We start from the raw sequence: 16,705 nt of genomic DNA, 5'->3' as shown, positions 1-16,705 counted from the left end.
AAAACACCGCCTATCCGATAGGGGATTAGGCGGTTTGTTTATGCAAAGCCTTTGCGACAATCGCGTCATTTTCGACATCGATGCGAATCGCTTGCACTTGATCGTTTTCATCAAGCAAGACGTCGGCGATTTTGTCTTCGACGTGTTCTTGGATGACGCGGCGGAGCGGACGAGCGCCGAACGCTGGATGGTAGCCAAGTTCCGCCAATTTTTCTTTCGCCGCTGGCGTTACGTCAAGTTCGATGTGTTGTTCGCGCAATGTCGCTTTTACTTCGTTAAGCATGAGATCCACAATTTGCAGCATATGTTCTTTTTGCAGCGGTTTGAATTCGATAATCGCATCGAAACGGTTTAAAAATTCCGGCTTGAAGTAGGCATTCAACGACTCAAGAACGCTTGTGTGCGTTGTCTCTTGTTTTTCGAATCCGACCGTAATTTTTTTATCGGTAACACCGGCGTTGCTTGTCGCGATGATGACCGTGTCTTTAAAGCTTACGGTGCGGCCTTGGCTGTCAGTGAGACGGCCGTCTTCTAAAATTTGTAGGAAGATGTGCTGCACATCCGGGTGCGCTTTTTCAATTTCGTCAAGCAAGATAATGCTGTATGGATTGCGGCGCACTTTTTCTGTAAGCTGGCCGGCTTCCTCAAAACCGACATAGCCAGGAGGTGAACCGATTAATTTCGATACCGAATGTTTTTCCATATATTCGCTCATATCGAGGCGAATCATTGCATCTTTCGAGCCGAACAATTCTTCTGCGAGCGTTTTCGCCAGCTCTGTTTTTCCGACGCCAGTTGGACCGACGAATAAGAACGAACCGACTGGGCGATGTTTTGCTTTTAATCCCGCGCGGCTGCGGCGGATCGCTTTCGCTACTTTTTTCACTGCTTCTTCTTGGCCAATCACTTTTTTCGCCAAGTTTTCTTCTAAATGTTTCATTTTTTCTTTTTCATCGGCTTGCAGTTTGCCAACAGGAATGCCAGTTTTCTCTTCAATAATGCGTTGGATATCGGCAACATCGACGACTGGGCGTTCTTGGTTTACGCCGTTTTGTAGTTGTTTTTCCAATTTCAACTCTTCGCTGCGCAATTTCGCTGCCAGTTCGAAATTTTCTTCCTTCACTGCTTTTGCTTTTTCTTTGGCGATTTGCGCAAGGCGCTCTTGAATTTGTTTTTCATCTGTCGGACCAATGTGCAAGTTCGCTTTGGAGCCGGCTTCGTCTAACAAGTCGATCGCTTTGTCTGGTAAGAAGCGGTCTTGAATGTAGCGATGCGACAATTTCACGCACGCCTCAATCGCTTCATCCGTATATTTCACATGGTGGAATTGCTCGTATTTTGGCTGAATGCCTTTTAAAATCGTGATTGCTTGTTCGACTGTTGGCTCATGGACGATCACTGGTTGGAAGCGGCGTTCAAGCGCGGCGTCCTTTTCAATTTGTCGGTATTCTTTCAATGTGGTCGCGCCGACGACTTGCAATTCACCGCGGGCAAGCGCTGGTTTTAAAATGTTGCCGGCATCCATTGAACCTTCCGCCGAACCGGCGCCGACGAGCAAGTGAATTTCGTCGATGAAAAGAATGATGTTTTTGCGTTGTTGCAATTCAGCGATAAGACGTTTCATGCGCTCTTCAAATTGACCGCGGATGCCCGTGTTGGCGACAAGCGAGGCGACGTCAAGCAAATATACTTCTTTATTTAATAGTTTTTCCGGAACTTGTCCTTCCGCAATTTTCAAGGCAAGTCCTTCGACGATCGCCGTTTTCCCGACGCCTGGCTCCCCGATTAATACCGGGTTGTTTTTATTGCGGCGGTTTAAAATTTCGATAACGCGTTCGATTTCTTTATCACGGCCGATGACTGGATCAATCAGACCGGCTTTCGCAAGTTGCGTCAAGTTGCGGCCGAATTGATCTAGGAAGCCGCCGCCTTTTCTGTTGCGTTGCGGTGGCTGTGCGATATTTGGCTGTGGCGTGCCCATTTCTGAAGTTGGCGAAAAATCGTTCATAAAGAAATCATCAAACGGGAATGACGAAAAGCCTCCAAACCCGAAGTTCATTGGGATGGAAAGCTCTTGTTTTTGTTTTTCATAACATTCATGGCAAAGATGCATTTGTTTTTTCTCATGGTTAAATTGCAAGTTGATAAATACTGTTGCTTCGTTTTGCTGACATACTTGGCAAAGCATGAGGCATAACCTCCTTTTTTACCGTTTGACTTTGACTATCTTTGACTTTCTGTCTTTATTATACTTTGACTATCTTTGACTTTCAAGTGTTTTTTTCAAAAAAATTTGTTGTAATCGTGAAATGTTTTTGGAAAAACGGTGAACGATGGTATAGAACGCGGCAAACTTATGATATAGTTTGGGACAGAAAAAAGTTTAGCGAGGGTGAAAAGGATGAAAAAAGTTTATGCGTTTTTGGCGTTGCTGATGTCGTCATTGCTTTTATTCGCGGCTTGCGATCAAGAGAAGCAAGAGAAAAAACCGGAAAAGCCGGCGATGTTGGAAGTGAAAATAGAAGCAGACGACCATATTGAGTTAAACAAAGAAACAACGATTGCGTGTGTCGTAACATACGGAGGTGAAAAAGTAGACGACGCCGATGAAGTGAAATTTGAAATTTGGAAACACGGAAGCGAACAACATGATATGCTAAAGGCGAAAAATGAAGGAAGCGGTAAATATTCCGTCACCAAAACGTTTACAGAGCCAGGAACATATTCCGTCGTTGCGCATGTCACAGCGCGGAACATGCACAATATGCCGAAAAAAGATATTATTGTTGGCCAAGAGTCCAAACAGCACCAAGAACACGGTGATAATGCTGGACATGGCGGCCATCATCACGCTGACTTATCGATAATGCTGCAACATAAGGAATATGCAGTCAATAAGCCTGTAAGTTTGACGGCGCGGATTGCTCACGCCGGGAAACCGCTGACAAACGCCGTGGTTCGTTTTGAAGTGTGGAAAGATAGCGGAAAGCATGAGTTCATTGATGCAAGCGAGACACAAGCTGGCCAATATGAAGCGGCGGCAACTTTCCAAGAAAAAGGAACATACTCGGTAAAAATCCACGTAGAGGCGAAAGAATTGCATGAGCATCAAATCGAACAAATTACGGTGAAATAAAAAAGGATGCTTTGTTTTGGCATCCTTTTTCTTTATTATTTCGTCTTTCTTTGTCCGCGTTTACATATATATGAAATAAAGTGTGGACAAGGAGGATGAGGCAGCAGAAGTGTGGAAAAAATGGTCAGAAGCGTGGCAAATTGCCGCTGTCTACGTCGGAACAGTCGTTGGCGCGGGATTTGCGACAGGAAAGGAGATCGTCGAATTTTTCACTCAATACGGAGCTTTTGGCACGATGGGAGTGATCATCAGCGGCAGCTTATTTACATGGATGGGAGCGCGAATGATGGTGATGGCGCGCAGGATTGGTGCGGTCTCTTACCAGCAGTTTAACCGCTATTTATTTGGAAACGTAATGAGTCCGTTTGTTACGATTATTATGACGGCCATGATTATGGGAGTGGTTGCGGTAATGATCGCGGGCGCGGGCGCGGTGTTTGAAGAGCAGCTCGGGATGCCAAAGCAGGCAGGGATCACGATAACGCTATGTTTATCTCTTGTTGTGATGTTATACGATATAAAAGGGTTGTTTAGTGTTAATGCGTTGATCGTTCCGATCATGGTGCTGTTTAGCTCCATCGTTCTTTTAAAGCTGTTCGCCATGGAAAAATGGAGTAGCGAAGGATGGATGACAATCGATCATTCATTAAAGGCGTTTCTTGCCCCGCTTTCGTATGCCGCGTTTAATTTAACGATGGCGCAGCCTGTGCTTGTGCCATTAGCGCAGGAAGCCGATGATGAAACGACTGTGCAGCGCGGAGCAATGATTGGAGGATTGCTGCTTACGGGCATTTTATTGAGCAGTCATTTCGTTTTATTATCGTTCCCAAATGTGATGAGTTACGATATTCCGATGGCGGAAGTAATTCGTTCTTTTTTTTCTTTATTTTACTGGGTGTATATTCTCGTCATTTACGGAGAAATTTTGACGTCTATCATTGGCGGCGTGTTTGGGCTGCAACGGCAATTCCGCACGATGTTTTCTGTTTCGAATAGCTTGTTTCTTATTGCTTTGTTCGCTTTATTGTACGCGGCCAGTTTGTTTCGTTATAGTTCGCTTTTGTCGTTTTTATATCCGTTGTTTGGGTATATCAGCTTTGTCTTTCTTTTGTTGCTATGTGTGCGAAAAATGCCAAAATAGCGTAGACAGCGTTTGTCCGCGTGAAAACGGACAAACGCTTTTATAATTCGGCTAGTCAATGACAGCGTTGGCGGACGCAGCATTGGTTCTAATCGACTAAACTTTGCAGTTGCTGCTCTTTCCAAGATTCCAAGGGAAAAGCAAAAGGAAATGGAGAGCTTATCAGCGATTGCTGTTCGCCATATCATTGCCGGCAGCGAATTGTTCACTAACATAGTCGCGTTTTTTGCCGTTTTCAATGAAAACGGTTGACAATTTGCTGAAGTTGTTGAACAGAAGTAAGCAAAACATCCGCTTCTTTTGCTAGTTCATGGATGGCGGCAGTTTGCTGTTCTAATCCGGCGGTAGTTTCTTGTACCATATTTGTGAAATCGTTGGCGATGATGTTAATATCACCAATTAGGCGCTGAAGGTTCTGGCCGTTGCCGGTAACCGCCTCGACATGGATTTGATTTTGCTGCAATAGTGTGTTGAGTTCGGAAAACATTTGATGGAATAATGCGAATGTTTCGCCCGTTTTCCATAGCGAATGTTTCGTTTTTTCTACATGCTGCTCGTTTTCCTGTACGGCTTGGACGGCGTTACGCAGCACGCTTGTCATCGTCTGCAGCGAAGATAAAATTTGCGCAGCAAAATCGTTTGTATCTTCAGCAAGCTTGCGGATTTCTTGAGCGACAACGGCAAAGCCTTTTCCTGTTTCTCCTGCGCGCGAGGCTTCGATCGATGCGTTTAACGCGAGCAAATTCGTTTGTTTGGTGATCGTTCGAATGGCGGAAATCATGTTTTGGGCGTTGGCCGCTTCTTGTGATGCAGCTTGGATTAATGCCGTCGTTTTGTTTATTTCTTGTTGCATCGTATCCATTTTTTGTTTTGTTTCTTCAATGAGGCGGTTTCCTTCGTCCATCGATGCGAGAGCGGTTTTTGCCTGTGAAACGACACGTTCCACTTCTTCCTGCATTTTTTGCACCCGTTCGACCATCTGTATTACTAAATGGTTGGCTTGTTCTACCGATGCGGTTTGCTGTTTCGTGCCTTCGCGGAACGTTTCCATTGCTGCGGCGATTTCATCAAACGATTCAGAAAGCCGTTTTGTTTCCAGCCGCTGTTGTTCGCTTACTTGATTTACCGTATTGGCGGCTTTCGCTAACTCGGTGATCATCGCGCGAATGCCGAAAATCATTTTGTTTATTTCGTATGCAATTTGATGAAATTCATTGCGTTTTCGGCCAGTATGTACTTCTGTATGAAGGTTTCCGGATGAAACGGAGCGAGTGGCGCTATACCAATGGCGCAGTTCATTGACAAGAGAGCGGTAAAAAAGCGAGCTTATGATCAAGCTGACGATCATTGTCGCAGCGCATGTCCATAACGAAGATAGCGAAAAAAGCAGCGTGATGAGAAAGCTGAGCATGGCAGGAACAATGGAAAGAAATAAAAAGTAAGTTTGCAAATAAGGACGGTGCATCAATCTTCCCAATCGCAGATTAAAGCGCTTTCCATTAAAGTCCGTAAATAAAGGACAGCTTGCATCTATGAGCACCTCCCCTGTATCACGCTCGTACACTTGCAAAAGCGGTTCCGTTGTTTTAGCGGCTTTTTGTCCCACCTCATCGGAAAAAACGCGGCCTTCGCGCAATCGATTCGTATGAACGATTGCGCACCCTGTTTCATCAACGATTAAAAAGTACTCATCTTGCTGTAGTTCGCTGTCAAGAAGTGAACGGACACGTTCCAATTGCTCCTCTAGCGGACGGTTTACGTCAAGAGACTGCCGCAGTTTTTCAGCGACCCCGACGACTTTGTTTAATGCTTGCTTCGCTCGCTGCCGTTTGATTAGCTGTTTCATCGTTTATCCCCCCTATTCTTATTTCTTTCAATATATACGGAATATTCAGATATATCAACTGTCGATAAAACAAAATGTTTGTTTAAAGAAAATAGCCATGTTCGCGTTTTAATAACGGGAGTGGGAACATTTGATGATTTCGTTTGGCAATATCATCTGTTGGACAGAATGATGACATTCCAATATATTTGGAAATGTAGCCAGTAAGATGCTGCTTTTATTTTTGTTCACATTCTCGCCTATATTGTATGGTTGTCAATAAAACACAAAAAGAGGTACAATAAGAAAAGCTAATGGTTAAGCAAGCAAAGAAAATCGAAGAAGAAGTCCGCGCCGGTAGGCGCGGGAGAGGTTCTAGAACAACCCTCTATAAAAAACTAGGGACGGCTATATCCTTAGAGGGTATAGCTTTTTTGTTTTAGAATGCTCGTTCTTCTTGAAATGACAGAAAGGAGAGCGACGATGATGAAAAAGGAAAAAGCGATGGTCGTTTTCAGCGGAGGGCAAGATAGCACGACCTGTTTATTTTGGGCGTTAAAACAATTTGATGAAGTAGAAGCGGTGACGTTTGACTATGGTCAGCGCCATCGTCTCGAAATTGAAGTGGCGGCTTCGATTGCGAAGGAACTCGGTATTCCTCATACCGTTTTGGATATGTCGCTGTTAAATCAATTGGCACCAAATGCACTTACGCGAAGCGATATCGCTATTGAGCAAAAAGAAGGGCAATTGCCATCGACGTTTGTAGATGGGCGAAATTTATTGTTTTTGTCGTTCGCAGCGGTACTCGCCAAGCAAAAAGGAGCACGCCATCTCGTAACGGGCGTGTGCGAAACAGATTTTAGCGGCTATCCGGATTGCCGGGATATATTTATCAAATCGCTAAATGTCACATTGAATTTAGCAATGGATTACCAATTTGTGATTCATACGCCATTAATGTGGCTTACGAAAGCACAGACGTGGAAACTTGCCGATGAACTTGGCGCTTTCGAGTTTGTGCGAACGAAGACGCTAACTTGTTATAACGGGATTATCGCCGACGGCTGTGGCGAGTGCCCGGCTTGTGTGTTGCGAAGACGGGGGCTTGAAGAGTATATGAAAGAAAAGGAAGGGGCAAATCAATTATGATACACCAGCTTTATCCGCAAGTATTTCACAATTACCGATACGAATTAAATAAAGATATGCATATTGCGGCAGCTCACTTTATTCCTCACGAGAAAGCGGGAAAATGCGCGAACATGCATGGCCATATATATACCGTGAACATTACGGTGGCGGGCGATGAACTGGACGATGCGGGGTTTTTAGTGAATTTTCAAGAGTTGAAAGAGCTTATCCATGGCAAACTGGATCATACGTTAATGAACGAACATCAAGATTGGTTCAATGATCAAAATAGCAACGATTTTCCGACAAGCGAAGTCATCGCCCGCAAAATTTATGAAACGGTGCAAGCGCATTTGGATACATTGCCGCACAAGCCAAAATGTTTGCAAGTGTTCGTGCGCGAAACGCCGACAAGCTACGTTGTTTATCGGCCGAAAGCGGGGAAATGATCATGGCAAAAAAAATTCCCGTCCTTGAAATTTTCGGGCCGACGATTCAAGGAGAAGGCATGGTGATCGGGCAGAAAACGATGTTTGTCCGCACAGCCGGCTGCGACTATTCGTGCCGCTGGTGCGACTCTGCCTTTACATGGGACGGATCGGCAAAAGAAGAAATCCGGCAAATGACTGCCGAGCAAATTTGGGAACGCCTATGCGAACTTGGCGGCGACCGTTTCCGCCATGTTACGATATCGGGAGGGAATCCTGTTCTCATTCAAGCGCTTGAAGAGCTTGTATTATTATTAAAAAATAAAGGTATTCGCATTGCGGTCGAAACACAAGGAAGCCGCTGGCAAGATTGGCTATACGATATTGATGATGTCACGATTTCGCCAAAACCGCCAAGTTCCGGAATGGAGACGGATTTTGCAGTGCTTGATTGCATCATCGATAAGCTGGTCAGCGCGGGGCGGGCGCCCCATGTTAGCTTGAAAGTCGTCGTATTTGATGACGATGATTTTGACTATGCGAAAATGATTCACAAGCGTTACCCGAATATTTCGTTTTATTTGCAAGCCGGGAATGACGATATAATGGAGAAAGATACCGCGGCACTGCGTGAAAAATTGTTGGCGAAGCTGGACTGGCTGGTGGAAAAAGTGGCGCAATCAAACGAACTGAACGACGTGCGCGTTTTGCCGCAGCTGCACGCGCTGTTGTGGGGAAACAAGCGCGGCGTATAAGCAAATGAATAAGCAGGAAAGGGGAATAATGATGGCAGGAAGAAAAGAGGAAGAATTAAAAAATCTTACATTGCTCGGCAACCAAGGAACAAAATATTTGTTCGAATACAGCCCGGAAGTGTTGGAAGTGTTTGAGAATAAACATCCTGACCGCGATTATTTCGTGAAATTCAATTGCCCGGAGTTTACGACGTTATGTCCGAAAACTGGGCAACCGGACTTTGCGACGATTTACATCAGCTACATTCCTGATAAAAAATGTGTCGAGAGCAAGTCGCTAAAATTATATTTGTTCAGCTTTCGCAATCACGGAGATTTTCATGAGGACTGTGTCAATATTATTATGAATGATTTAATTAAAGTAATGGAGCCCCGTTACATTGAAGTGTGGGGAAAATTTACGCCGCGCGGCGGCATTTCGATTGACCCGTATTGCAATTGGGGACGTCCGGGGACGAAGTATGAGAAAATGGCGGAATACCGTTTAATGAACCATGATTTATATCCCGAAAAAGTGGATAACCGTTAATGCGCATCTTCCTATTCATAGGAAGATGTCGTTTTGTGCAGGAAAAAACTGTGGTTTTTTTCGCGAAAGTCATATATAATGACATTGACTTTTCATTTGGAGGTTTTAGCTTTGGAGTGCAGGAGGGCTCTATTAATCGGGGCGAGCGGGCTTGTTGGAAGCGAATTGCTAACGTTGTTGTTGGGATCAGATATATATAAACAAGTAACCATTTTAGTCCGGCGTCCGTTGCCTGTCCATCATGAAAAACTCCGGCAAGTAGTGATAGATTTCAATAAATTAGAATCATATGAACGGTATTTCCGCGTAGATGATGTGTTTTGCTGCCTTGGAACAACGCGGAAAAAAGCAAAAACGAGGCAGCAGTTTATCCAAGTGGACTATGAATATACGTTGCGCGCGGCGGTGCTGGCGGAAAAATGCCGTGTAAGAAGCTTTTTAACCGTTTCTGCTCTTGGGGCAAACCCGCGCTCTCTTTTCTTTTATTATCGAGTGAAAGGGGAAACCGAAGAGGCGCTGCAGAGACTTTCGATTCCGTCATTGCACATTTTCCGGCCTTCGCTTCTTCTTGGAAAACGGCGGGAATTTCGCTTTGGAGAAAAAGTGGCGGGCTGGCTACTAGGCTGTCTCCCGTTTTTATTTGTTGGAAAATGGGAAAAATACAAGCCAGTGGAAGCAAAACAGCTGGCCTTTGCCATGTTTTATGTTGCGACTTCTTGCCAAAACGGTACGCATATATATGAATCAGATCAAGTAGCCCGCATTTCCTAGCAAAACGGACGGAGGCTGTCCTTGTCCTAAAATAGGGGGACAGCCTCTGTTTTCGTTCCTATTTAATAATTTTGTAATTTTTATGATTGACGACAGTTCGTTCTTGCAAATCCAACTCTCTGTAATTTTCCATATACGTTAGATCAACGATGACAGAATTTTCATTGACTTTTTCCACGATTCCTCGCAATCCGTTTTTAAATTCGATAATGTCGCCAACTTTTGCTTTTTTCATGTTCATTCTCCTTTTTTGTTTTTATTGTGTTTGTTCTAGTTTGCCTCATTTTCATTTTTAAGTAAAGGGCTTTATGTCGTATTTTATTTTTATAACCGATTTTTTCTAGAAAAGAAAGGAGCTTGTGAAAAAAGCTCCTTTCTTACTTGGCAAACACGTGGTTTCCAATCACTACAGTGACTTGTTTCGAACGCAGCCAGTTGCTTTTCGCCGTTTTTGGATTATAGAAATATAATGAGCCATTTCCTAAACCGCGAAAAGCAAGGGCTTCTTCAACGACATGATATGCTTCACGGCCTGCCGGTTCATAAATCGTTCCGTTTTGCACCGGCGTGAACGCATAATGGCCGCCAGAGCGCTCATAAATCACTTCGCGAATCGTATCAGGAAAATCAGGGTGATCCACTCGATTTAATACAACGGTTGCTACGGCCACCTTTCCCGCATACGGTTCGCCTTTTGCTTCCGCATGAACGAGGCGGGCTAATAAATCTTTTTCGCTTGCAGAAATCGTTGTTTCAGGGATAACTAACTTTTCGCCAGGAGATAATACATCGGTGTACTTGCCATTTTGCTTTTGCAGCTGTTTTAATGGAACGCCGTATCGTTTGGCAATGTTCCAAAGCGTTTCTCCATGTTTTACTGTATGAGTTGTGGCGGCATGAGCATGACCTCCAAGTAAAAATGCGCCGTAAAAAATCGATGCTAGCATAAGCTTCCTTATTTTTTTCATCCAATTCCCTCCTTCTCTTTAATTCGTTACTAGAGTAACAAGGTTTTCTTTTTCTATCATTATACAAATGTTGGGAAAATGCATTTTCCATTGATATTACTAGTTTCATAGGAGGAATGGAAATTTTTTTAGAAAGAAAAAGCGCCGATTTCCATGCTGGAAAATCGGCGCTAATTAATGAATGATTGGGGAATTAGCTTCGCGGTTTTTCTTGATAATGGTAAATGACGTCTCCTCCCCGTTGCGCAATACCGCGGAAATGTTTAAAGTCGTTTTGTTTTACGAGAACGTTACGAAACGTGGGAAAATCTTCTTTTTTCACTAGCAGTTCTGAAATCGTTCCGTTGCGCAATTCATCGAGAAGTTTAGCGGCTAATTTTTCATCCATCGCTCGCTCACCTCCACCGATGAATGTTGTCACAAACATATAGTAGCGCAGCAGCGCCATAGGATAAATACCCATTTTTTTAGGAACAAACACCCTTTGCTTGTTTCCACATACAATATGGATGGGTGTGTATCATAAATGAAAAATGAGGAGGAGAAAAGTGTGAATCATTGGGATTCGTATATGGATGATCCATTTTTTTATGAACAAAGCCATGATGTAGAAGAAAGAACGGAGGATGATGCAGAGCGGATGGAAAATAACGTACCGCCAGCTATGCCAATGCCAGCCCCTTCTTATCCGGTCCTGCCGGTGCAAGAATATCCTATGGAGAACTGGCATCATCCGATGGCAGGAGGAATGACGTCGTTTGTCGATAATGATGAGTTTGACAATCCGGATGTCGCACCGCCAATGATGACGTTTGACATGGGAGAGAGAGTGCCAATGGGTGAAAATGTTGAGTTTACCGGAGCAGCGCCGATGCAGATGCCGTCTGCAGCAGAAATGCAAGGCGCTGTCAGCGGAGCAGGAAGCCCTGTGCTTCCACCGATGTTGCCAATGTCATGGATGGTTCCAAGTGTTCCGCTTCCCGCATGTAGCCCAATGATGCCGTTCGGGGCACCGATGCCGACAGTCTATTACACACCGATGCCTTACTACGGAGGAATGGCGCCATATGTTCCATTGCTCCCGGGATCATATCGGTAAACATAAAAAAGACCGCTGTTTTGCTGCGGTCTCTTTTTTTGATGCAACCAGTCAAAGTGGTATACTTTTTGTTAGAAGACCATTGGCTGCTGGAACGCTATTTGCTGCGGAATTGTCGCATAAAACGAAGAGAAAGGTTGGGAGAAAGATGGATTTTTTGCGAAAAGTGGTTATCGTCACTGGCGGAGCAAATGGCATTGGAAAGTCTATTGCCACAATGTTTGCGGAAAAAGGAGCGAATGTCGTAATTGCCGATATTGCCGAAGAAGCGGGGGAAAAGCTTGTTTTAGCATTAAAGGAAAAAGGGTTAGAGGCGCGTTTCATTCCGACTGATGTTCGGAAAGTCGATGAAATAGAGAGCCTGATGAGAGAAACGTTTGAAACGTATGGCCGTTTGCATTATTTAATTAACAATGCAGGTGTGTCAAGATGGAAATCTCCATATGAGTTAACGGTTGAAGAGTGGGACGATGTGCTTCACACCAACTTACGGAGCGTCTTCTTTGGATCGCGCGAAGCGGCGAAGTATATGCGGAAAAACGAAACAGGTGGGGCGATTGTCAATATCGCGTCGACAAGGGCGCTCATGTCGGAGCCTCACTCGGAAGCATACGCTGCTTCTAAAGGAGGAATTTTGTCATTGACTCATGCGTTAGCTGTTTCGTTTGCTGATGATCATATTCGTGTGAATGCAATCAGTCCAGGATGGATTGAAACAGGGGATTACGGCCAGTTGCGGGAAATTGACCATGCACAGCATCCAGCGCGGCGCGTCGGCAAGCCGGAAGACATCGCACGCGCTTGTCTGTATTTGTGCGATGATGAAAATGACTTTATTACCGGGGCAAACATTGTCATTGATGGCGGAATGACGAGAAAGATGATTTACGTCGAGTAGATGCTGTGAATCGTTGAGTGGCGTGGTGCCGCATTGAACGTTCGACATGGATTTGCAATGCAAAATATAAGATAGTACAAAGGACGGAGGATGACGATGAAAATTCGAAAAGCGGTATTATTTGATGAACGGACGCCAACCAATGTTTACATTTATGAAAATAAAAAGGAAGAATATATTGTTGTAGCTATTCCCGACCTCGAATGGTCGCTTTTGGTCCGCTACGATGAGGAAACGGAAATGTTAAAGGAACGATTAGCATCATCATTGACGAAAGCAGTTCCGCAAGAGCATATGGAAACGCTTGTAAACAAACTATTATATTGGGTGCACGAAATGTAAACAACGTAAGTAAACCGCGATGGAGTTTTTTCAAGCTGGGAAAACATAAAGAAGCGTTCGATAGAGCGAGAAGTTGACAAAAAGACAGCCGTTTATTTGTTTTTCAACTTATGAAAAAAAGATGACCAAAATATGGTCATCTTTTTTGGTTTTTGCAGGATCAAGCAGACGCTTATCGCTCTATCCATGTGGTGATTGTTTCAATAGGCAACCGTGTTGTACGGCGGGCAGGAGCGACGCTTTTGCCGATTGTAATGAGCATAATCGGAATATAACGTTCAGGAATATGAAATTCTTGTTTAAATTGTTCAGCGTTAAAGCCGCCGATCGGGCACGTCGCCCATCCTTTTGCCGTAGCAACTAGCATAAGCTGCATAGCGGCGAGCGAGGCGTTGTTAAATGCTGCATCACGGGCATATTGTTTATTTCTGTATGCCGCTTCGATTTGCTGCGCGATTCTTTCTTTTATTTCTTGCGACATTGCTCCTTCATTTACTAATGAATCATATACCGCGTCCGTATTTTTATACGCTTCTAAATCACCTAATACAGCAATGACGGCGGAAGCATCGACAACTTGCTGTTGATGATTGGCGATTGGGTATAGACGTTGTTGCGCTTCTTTTCCATGAATGATGACAAAATGCCAATGTTGCAAGTTCCATGCTGACGGCGCTTTTCCTGCCATTTCAATGATGTCGCGCAGTTCTTCTTTGCTAATGGAAACGTTTGGGTCGTATTTCCGAACAGATTGCCGCTCGTCAATGACAGCAAAAAAGTCTTTTGCGGGCGTGGAAATAGTGTTTACCATATTATTACCTCCAATTTCTGTTATTGGATTAAAAATATAACCAACTAACTTTTCATAACTAAAGAGTTTGTTATCATCATAAATTTATCCTTATGCTTTTGTCAATTTTTTAAACGAAGATGTTTTAGAAATGCTTTTGCTTTCATTGCATTTGAAAATTGCGGCAATCCAATGATGTGCTTTTCCTGAAAATTTAGGGGAAAACGTATTAACGATACAAACTTTTTTGCCGAAAAAATAAGTGAAAGAACATATCGATCTATAATTAGGTAACAATTTAATAACATCGATAATTAATATTGATTAATTCGCTGTTATTTCATGACATAAAGGGATGAATGAGATGACTCGAAATCGATTTCTTTATGACATCGTTGTTGATGAGCAGCTGCTGTTTACGATTATGAACGAGCTATTCGATGTAGTGTTTTTAATGAAAGTGGAAGCAGGACCTAAATTTCGTTATGTTCGTGTTAGTTCTCATGCGCTTTATTTAGCGAATTTGACCGAAAAAGATATCGGAAAATGCATCGAGGATGTTTATCCAAAGGAAATTGCTTCGTATTTAAATAAACAATATCGAAAAGCGTTTGAAACGAGGAAGATTGTTACATATCGCGACCAAGTGAATATCAACGGTGAATTGCGAATTGCTGAGTCGATGATTGTGCCTACATTTAAAGAGGATGGAACGATTCCGTATATGATTTGTTTTACTCGGGATATTACAGAACAAATTGCTCGTGAAAAACAGCTTGAGGAAATTCATCAGCTGTTTCATTCGTTTCTTGAACAGTCGCACGATGCGATTGTGATGTTTGATTTGACTGGACGGATTTTGCGGGTTAACCGTGAAGTAGAACGGCTGTTGGGCTGGAGCGAGAAAGAAGTAGTTACAAAAAAAATCGCCGATTTTTTGCCGGGATATCATGCCAGACTGCAGCGAAGCTTGCAGAAGCTTAGCCGCGGTCAAAGTTTAACGTCTGCTCGTTTGTCGCTGATACGAAAAGATGGGAAAAAAGTGTATGTATCCGCAAATGTTACTCCAGTTTTCGGAAAGGATGGCACAGTAGTCGCAGGATTGTCGATGCTTCGCGATATCACCGACTTTATTCAAGTACAGGAGCAGCTTCAACAAAGCGAGGAATTATACCGGAAAGTAATCGAATTTTTGCCTGATCCTATTATCATTCAAGTCGATGGGACGATTCACTACATGAATCCGGCCGGACTGGAAATGGTAAAGGCCGAACAGATGGACTTTGTAAAAGGGAAAAGGCTAAGCGATTTTCTCGAAAAACGCGAACAGCAGGAAAATGAATGGGTATTAACATCGTTATGCGGGGAACAAAAAGAAGTCGACGTGAAGGAAACGTCCATTGATTACTACGGACAAAGCGCGCAATTTCTTATTATTCGCGACCTATCGGAGCAAAAGAGCAAAGAGAAAAAAATTGAATTTATGGCACAATATGATCCTCTTACGGTGCTTCCAAACCGTAATTATTTAAGGGAAAAGCTGAATGAACTGCTGCTTCGGCATACTAGTATCGCTGTGCTATTAATCGATATTAACCGCTTTCAGTTTATTAATGATTTTCTTGGTCATGTAAACGGTGATGAACTGTTAAAGGAATTGGCGCGGCGGTTGAAAAAAATCCAGTCAGAACAAGTGTTTTTGGCGAGAATTGGCGATGATGAGTTTGCGGTTGTTTGTACATATCAAAAACAAGAAGAAGTGAACTGGCTGCTAAAAAAACTTGATCGTTTGCTGAATGAGCCGTATTTCATTGCCGGGGAAAAGCTAAATGTCACGATAAATATCGGGGTAAGCTATGCACATGATGCGGATCGTTCGGTAGAAACGTTGCTAAATAATGCGGGAAAAGCGGTTTATTATGCGAAAACGAATGGTGTCCATCGTGTTGTCCAATATCAATCGAAATTACATGATATTTTTGTAAAGCGAATTCGTTTAGAAAACGATTTGCAAACAGCTCTTGAAAATAACGAATTTTCACTTTATTACCAGCCAAAGGTAAATGTTCAGACAGGCGCGATCAGCGTTGAAGCGCTGATCCGCTGGGAGCATCCGCAGCTAGGCATGGTAAGCCCGGCGGAATTTATTCCAATCGCTGAAGAGACAAATATGATTGAGAAAATCGGAAAATGGGTGCTCCAGCAATCATGCAATGATTTGAAACATTTACATAAAAATGGATTTTCTGCGCTGAAAATGGCTGTTAATTTATCGGCGAGACAATTTATGGACAGCTCGCTAAAAGCTACAGTGTCCAATATTTTAACGAGCGCCGATGTTCCGCCATCATCGTTTGTTTTCGAAATTACGGAAACGACGATTATGAAAGAGCCGAATGAAGTGATTCGTATTTTACAAGCGCTAAAAGAGCAAGGAATTATGATTGCCATCGATGATTTTGGTGTCAGCTACTCTTCACTAAATTATTTAAATCGTTTTCCAATTGACGCGGTGAAAATAGACCGCTCTTTTATCCGCGATTTTCACGAAAATCGAAAAGGGGCGGAGATTGTGGAGGCGATTATCTCGCTTGCGCACCGATTAAATTTAAGCGTGACCGCCGAAGGAGTGGAAACGGAAGAGCAAGTCCGTTTTTTACTGGAAAAAGGCTGTGATGAGATGCAAGGATATTATTTTAGTCGCCCCGTACCGTTGGCACAATTGCCAAGTGTACTGATGAAGCTGCAATCATTTGTTGGAAAATGGAGATAATATACTTTTCCTTTACTCCGTCGCAAGCAGGGAATAGCGAAATCAGGAAAAGTGAAAAAATTGGCGCTTGTTTTACAAACGATTGGCAGCGGGACAATTTCTAAAATATATCAGCA

General features: G+C 43.4%; 17 protein-coding genes and 1 riboswitch. Of the genes, 11 read left to right on the top strand and 6 right to left on the bottom strand.

Annotated elements, in window-relative coordinates; all coding sequences use genetic code 11:
- Positions 1 to 25: 25 nt before the first annotated feature.
- The gene (locus MWM02_RS14295) at positions 26 to 2,188 is read right to left on the bottom strand and encodes an ATP-dependent Clp protease ATP-binding subunit (protein ID WP_064551222.1); all 2,163 of its coding nucleotides are present in this window, start codon (positions 2,186 to 2,188) and stop codon (positions 26 to 28) included.
- A 213-nt stretch (positions 2,189 to 2,401) separates the two neighbouring features.
- Between MWM02_RS14295 and MWM02_RS14290 the strand changes: the two genes are divergently transcribed.
- Positions 2,402 to 3,136, top strand: a complete 735-nt coding sequence (locus MWM02_RS14290; RefSeq protein WP_244402275.1) for a FixH family protein — start codon at positions 2,402 to 2,404, stop codon at positions 3,134 to 3,136.
- A gap of 109 nt (positions 3,137 to 3,245) precedes the next feature.
- Positions 3,246 to 4,277, top strand: coding sequence for a YkvI family membrane protein (locus tag MWM02_RS14285; protein WP_064551220.1), 1,032 nt, complete (start codon positions 3,246 to 3,248; stop codon positions 4,275 to 4,277).
- Between the two features lie 235 nt (positions 4,278 to 4,512).
- Here MWM02_RS14285 and MWM02_RS14280 read toward each other — a convergent pair whose 3' ends face one another.
- Positions 4,513 to 6,123, bottom strand: a complete 1,611-nt coding sequence (locus tag MWM02_RS14280; RefSeq protein ID WP_064551219.1) for a methyl-accepting chemotaxis protein — start codon at positions 6,121 to 6,123, stop codon at positions 4,513 to 4,515.
- Between the two features lie 342 nt (positions 6,124 to 6,465).
- Positions 6,466 to 6,510: riboswitch (PreQ1 riboswitch) on the top strand.
- A 78-nt stretch (positions 6,511 to 6,588) separates the two neighbouring features.
- On the opposite strand from MWM02_RS14280, the gene queC reads away from it, so the two are divergent.
- The 5 genes from queC (at position 6,589) to MWM02_RS14255 (ending at position 9,719) form a co-directional block, all read left to right on the top strand.
- Positions 6,589 to 7,254, top strand: coding sequence for a 7-cyano-7-deazaguanine synthase QueC (gene queC / locus MWM02_RS14275; protein WP_198401571.1), 666 nt, complete (start codon positions 6,589 to 6,591; stop codon positions 7,252 to 7,254).
- A complete protein-coding gene (gene queD / locus MWM02_RS14270; RefSeq protein ID WP_064551217.1) occupies positions 7,251 to 7,685 on the top strand; it encodes a 6-carboxytetrahydropterin synthase QueD in 435 nt (144 codons plus the stop codon). Before queC ends, queD begins: the two co-directional genes overlap by 4 nt.
- A 2-nt stretch (positions 7,686 to 7,687) precedes the next feature.
- Positions 7,688 to 8,419: a 7-carboxy-7-deazaguanine synthase QueE gene (gene queE, locus MWM02_RS14265; RefSeq protein WP_064551216.1), complete on the top strand. Its 732-nt coding sequence runs from the start codon at positions 7,688 to 7,690 to the stop codon at positions 8,417 to 8,419.
- Positions 8,420 to 8,450: 31 nt separating this feature from the next.
- On the top strand, positions 8,451 to 8,948 hold the full coding sequence (gene queF / locus MWM02_RS14260; RefSeq protein WP_064551215.1) for a preQ(1) synthase: 498 nt from the start codon (positions 8,451 to 8,453) through the stop codon (positions 8,946 to 8,948).
- Positions 8,949 to 9,026: 78 nt separating this feature from the next.
- On the top strand, positions 9,027 to 9,719 hold the full coding sequence (locus tag MWM02_RS14255) for an oxidoreductase (RefSeq protein WP_064551317.1): 693 nt from the start codon (positions 9,027 to 9,029) through the stop codon (positions 9,717 to 9,719).
- 58 nt (positions 9,720 to 9,777) lie between these two features.
- Here the strand turns inward: MWM02_RS14255 and MWM02_RS14250 are convergent, their stop codons facing one another.
- The 3 genes from MWM02_RS14250 to MWM02_RS14240 all read right to left on the bottom strand — a co-directional run bounded on the left by MWM02_RS14250 (position 9,778) and on the right by MWM02_RS14240 (position 11,075).
- Complete coding sequence (locus tag MWM02_RS14250; protein ID WP_013401353.1) at positions 9,778 to 9,954, bottom strand: YkvS family protein; 177 nt, start codon at positions 9,952 to 9,954, stop codon at positions 9,778 to 9,780.
- A gap of 142 nt (positions 9,955 to 10,096) precedes the next feature.
- Positions 10,097 to 10,687, bottom strand: coding sequence for a cell wall hydrolase (locus MWM02_RS14245; RefSeq protein ID WP_064551214.1), 591 nt, complete (start codon positions 10,685 to 10,687; stop codon positions 10,097 to 10,099).
- Between the two features lie 193 nt (positions 10,688 to 10,880).
- Positions 10,881 to 11,075, bottom strand: a complete 195-nt coding sequence (locus tag MWM02_RS14240) for a hypothetical protein (protein ID WP_064551315.1) — start codon at positions 11,073 to 11,075, stop codon at positions 10,881 to 10,883.
- 162 nt (positions 11,076 to 11,237) lie between these two features.
- On the opposite strand from MWM02_RS14240, the gene MWM02_RS14235 reads away from it, so the two are divergent.
- The 3 genes from MWM02_RS14235 (at position 11,238) to MWM02_RS14225 (ending at position 13,026) form a co-directional block, all read left to right on the top strand.
- On the top strand, positions 11,238 to 11,786 hold the full coding sequence (locus MWM02_RS14235; RefSeq protein WP_064551213.1) for a hypothetical protein: 549 nt from the start codon (positions 11,238 to 11,240) through the stop codon (positions 11,784 to 11,786).
- Between the two features lie 148 nt (positions 11,787 to 11,934).
- A complete protein-coding gene (locus tag MWM02_RS14230; protein ID WP_064551212.1) occupies positions 11,935 to 12,684 on the top strand; it encodes an SDR family NAD(P)-dependent oxidoreductase in 750 nt (249 codons plus the stop codon).
- Between the two features lie 96 nt (positions 12,685 to 12,780).
- Positions 12,781 to 13,026, top strand: a complete 246-nt coding sequence (locus MWM02_RS14225) for a YueH family protein (protein ID WP_244402274.1) — start codon at positions 12,781 to 12,783, stop codon at positions 13,024 to 13,026.
- Between the two features lie 172 nt (positions 13,027 to 13,198).
- Here MWM02_RS14225 and MWM02_RS14220 read toward each other — a convergent pair whose 3' ends face one another.
- Positions 13,199 to 13,837: a nitroreductase family protein gene (locus MWM02_RS14220; protein ID WP_244402273.1), complete on the bottom strand. Its 639-nt coding sequence runs from the start codon at positions 13,835 to 13,837 to the stop codon at positions 13,199 to 13,201.
- A gap of 343 nt (positions 13,838 to 14,180) precedes the next feature.
- Here MWM02_RS14220 and MWM02_RS14215 point away from each other — a divergent pair, with 343 nt between their 5' ends.
- Positions 14,181 to 16,589 carry a GGDEF domain-containing phosphodiesterase gene (locus MWM02_RS14215; RefSeq protein ID WP_064551209.1) on the top strand — a complete coding sequence of 803 codons (2,409 nt, stop codon included), beginning with the start codon at positions 14,181 to 14,183 and terminating at the stop codon, positions 16,587 to 16,589.
- Positions 16,590 to 16,705: the final 116 nt, after the last annotated feature.

Source organism: Parageobacillus sp. KH3-4, from assembly GCF_022846435.1.
Taxonomy (GTDB): Bacteria; Bacillota; Bacilli; order Bacillales; family Anoxybacillaceae; genus Parageobacillus; species Parageobacillus thermoglucosidasius_A.
This window is presented reverse-complemented; position numbering and strand designations above follow the sequence as displayed.

Coding starts and splice junctions, on each gene's coding strand:
- MWM02_RS14295 (WP_064551222.1), bottom strand. CDS start 2,188: ATGCTTTGCCAAGTATGTCAGCAAAACGAAGCAACAGTATTTATCAAC.
- MWM02_RS14290 (WP_244402275.1), top strand. CDS start 2,402: ATGAAAAAAGTTTATGCGTTTTTGGCGTTGCTGATGTCGTCATTGCTT.
- MWM02_RS14280 (WP_064551219.1), bottom strand. CDS start 6,123: ATGAAACAGCTAATCAAACGGCAGCGAGCGAAGCAAGCATTAAACAAA.
- queC (WP_198401571.1), top strand. CDS start 6,589: ATGAAAAAGGAAAAAGCGATGGTCGTTTTCAGCGGAGGGCAAGATAGC.
- queD (WP_064551217.1), top strand. CDS start 7,251: ATGATACACCAGCTTTATCCGCAAGTATTTCACAATTACCGATACGAA.
- queE (WP_064551216.1), top strand. CDS start 7,688: ATGGCAAAAAAAATTCCCGTCCTTGAAATTTTCGGGCCGACGATTCAA.
- queF (WP_064551215.1), top strand. CDS start 8,451: ATGGCAGGAAGAAAAGAGGAAGAATTAAAAAATCTTACATTGCTCGGC.
- MWM02_RS14255 (WP_064551317.1), top strand. CDS start 9,027: ATGACATTGACTTTTCATTTGGAGGTTTTAGCTTTGGAGTGCAGGAGG.
- MWM02_RS14250 (WP_013401353.1), bottom strand. CDS start 9,954: ATGAAAAAAGCAAAAGTTGGCGACATTATCGAATTTAAAAACGGATTG.
- MWM02_RS14245 (WP_064551214.1), bottom strand. CDS start 10,687: ATGAAAAAAATAAGGAAGCTTATGCTAGCATCGATTTTTTACGGCGCA.
- MWM02_RS14240 (WP_064551315.1), bottom strand. CDS start 11,075: ATGGATGAAAAATTAGCCGCTAAACTTCTCGATGAATTGCGCAACGGA.
- MWM02_RS14230 (WP_064551212.1), top strand. CDS start 11,935: ATGGATTTTTTGCGAAAAGTGGTTATCGTCACTGGCGGAGCAAATGGC.
- MWM02_RS14225 (WP_244402274.1), top strand. CDS start 12,781: ATGAAAATTCGAAAAGCGGTATTATTTGATGAACGGACGCCAACCAAT.
- MWM02_RS14220 (WP_244402273.1), bottom strand. CDS start 13,837: ATGGTAAACACTATTTCCACGCCCGCAAAAGACTTTTTTGCTGTCATT.
- MWM02_RS14215 (WP_064551209.1), top strand. CDS start 14,181: ATGACTCGAAATCGATTTCTTTATGACATCGTTGTTGATGAGCAGCTG.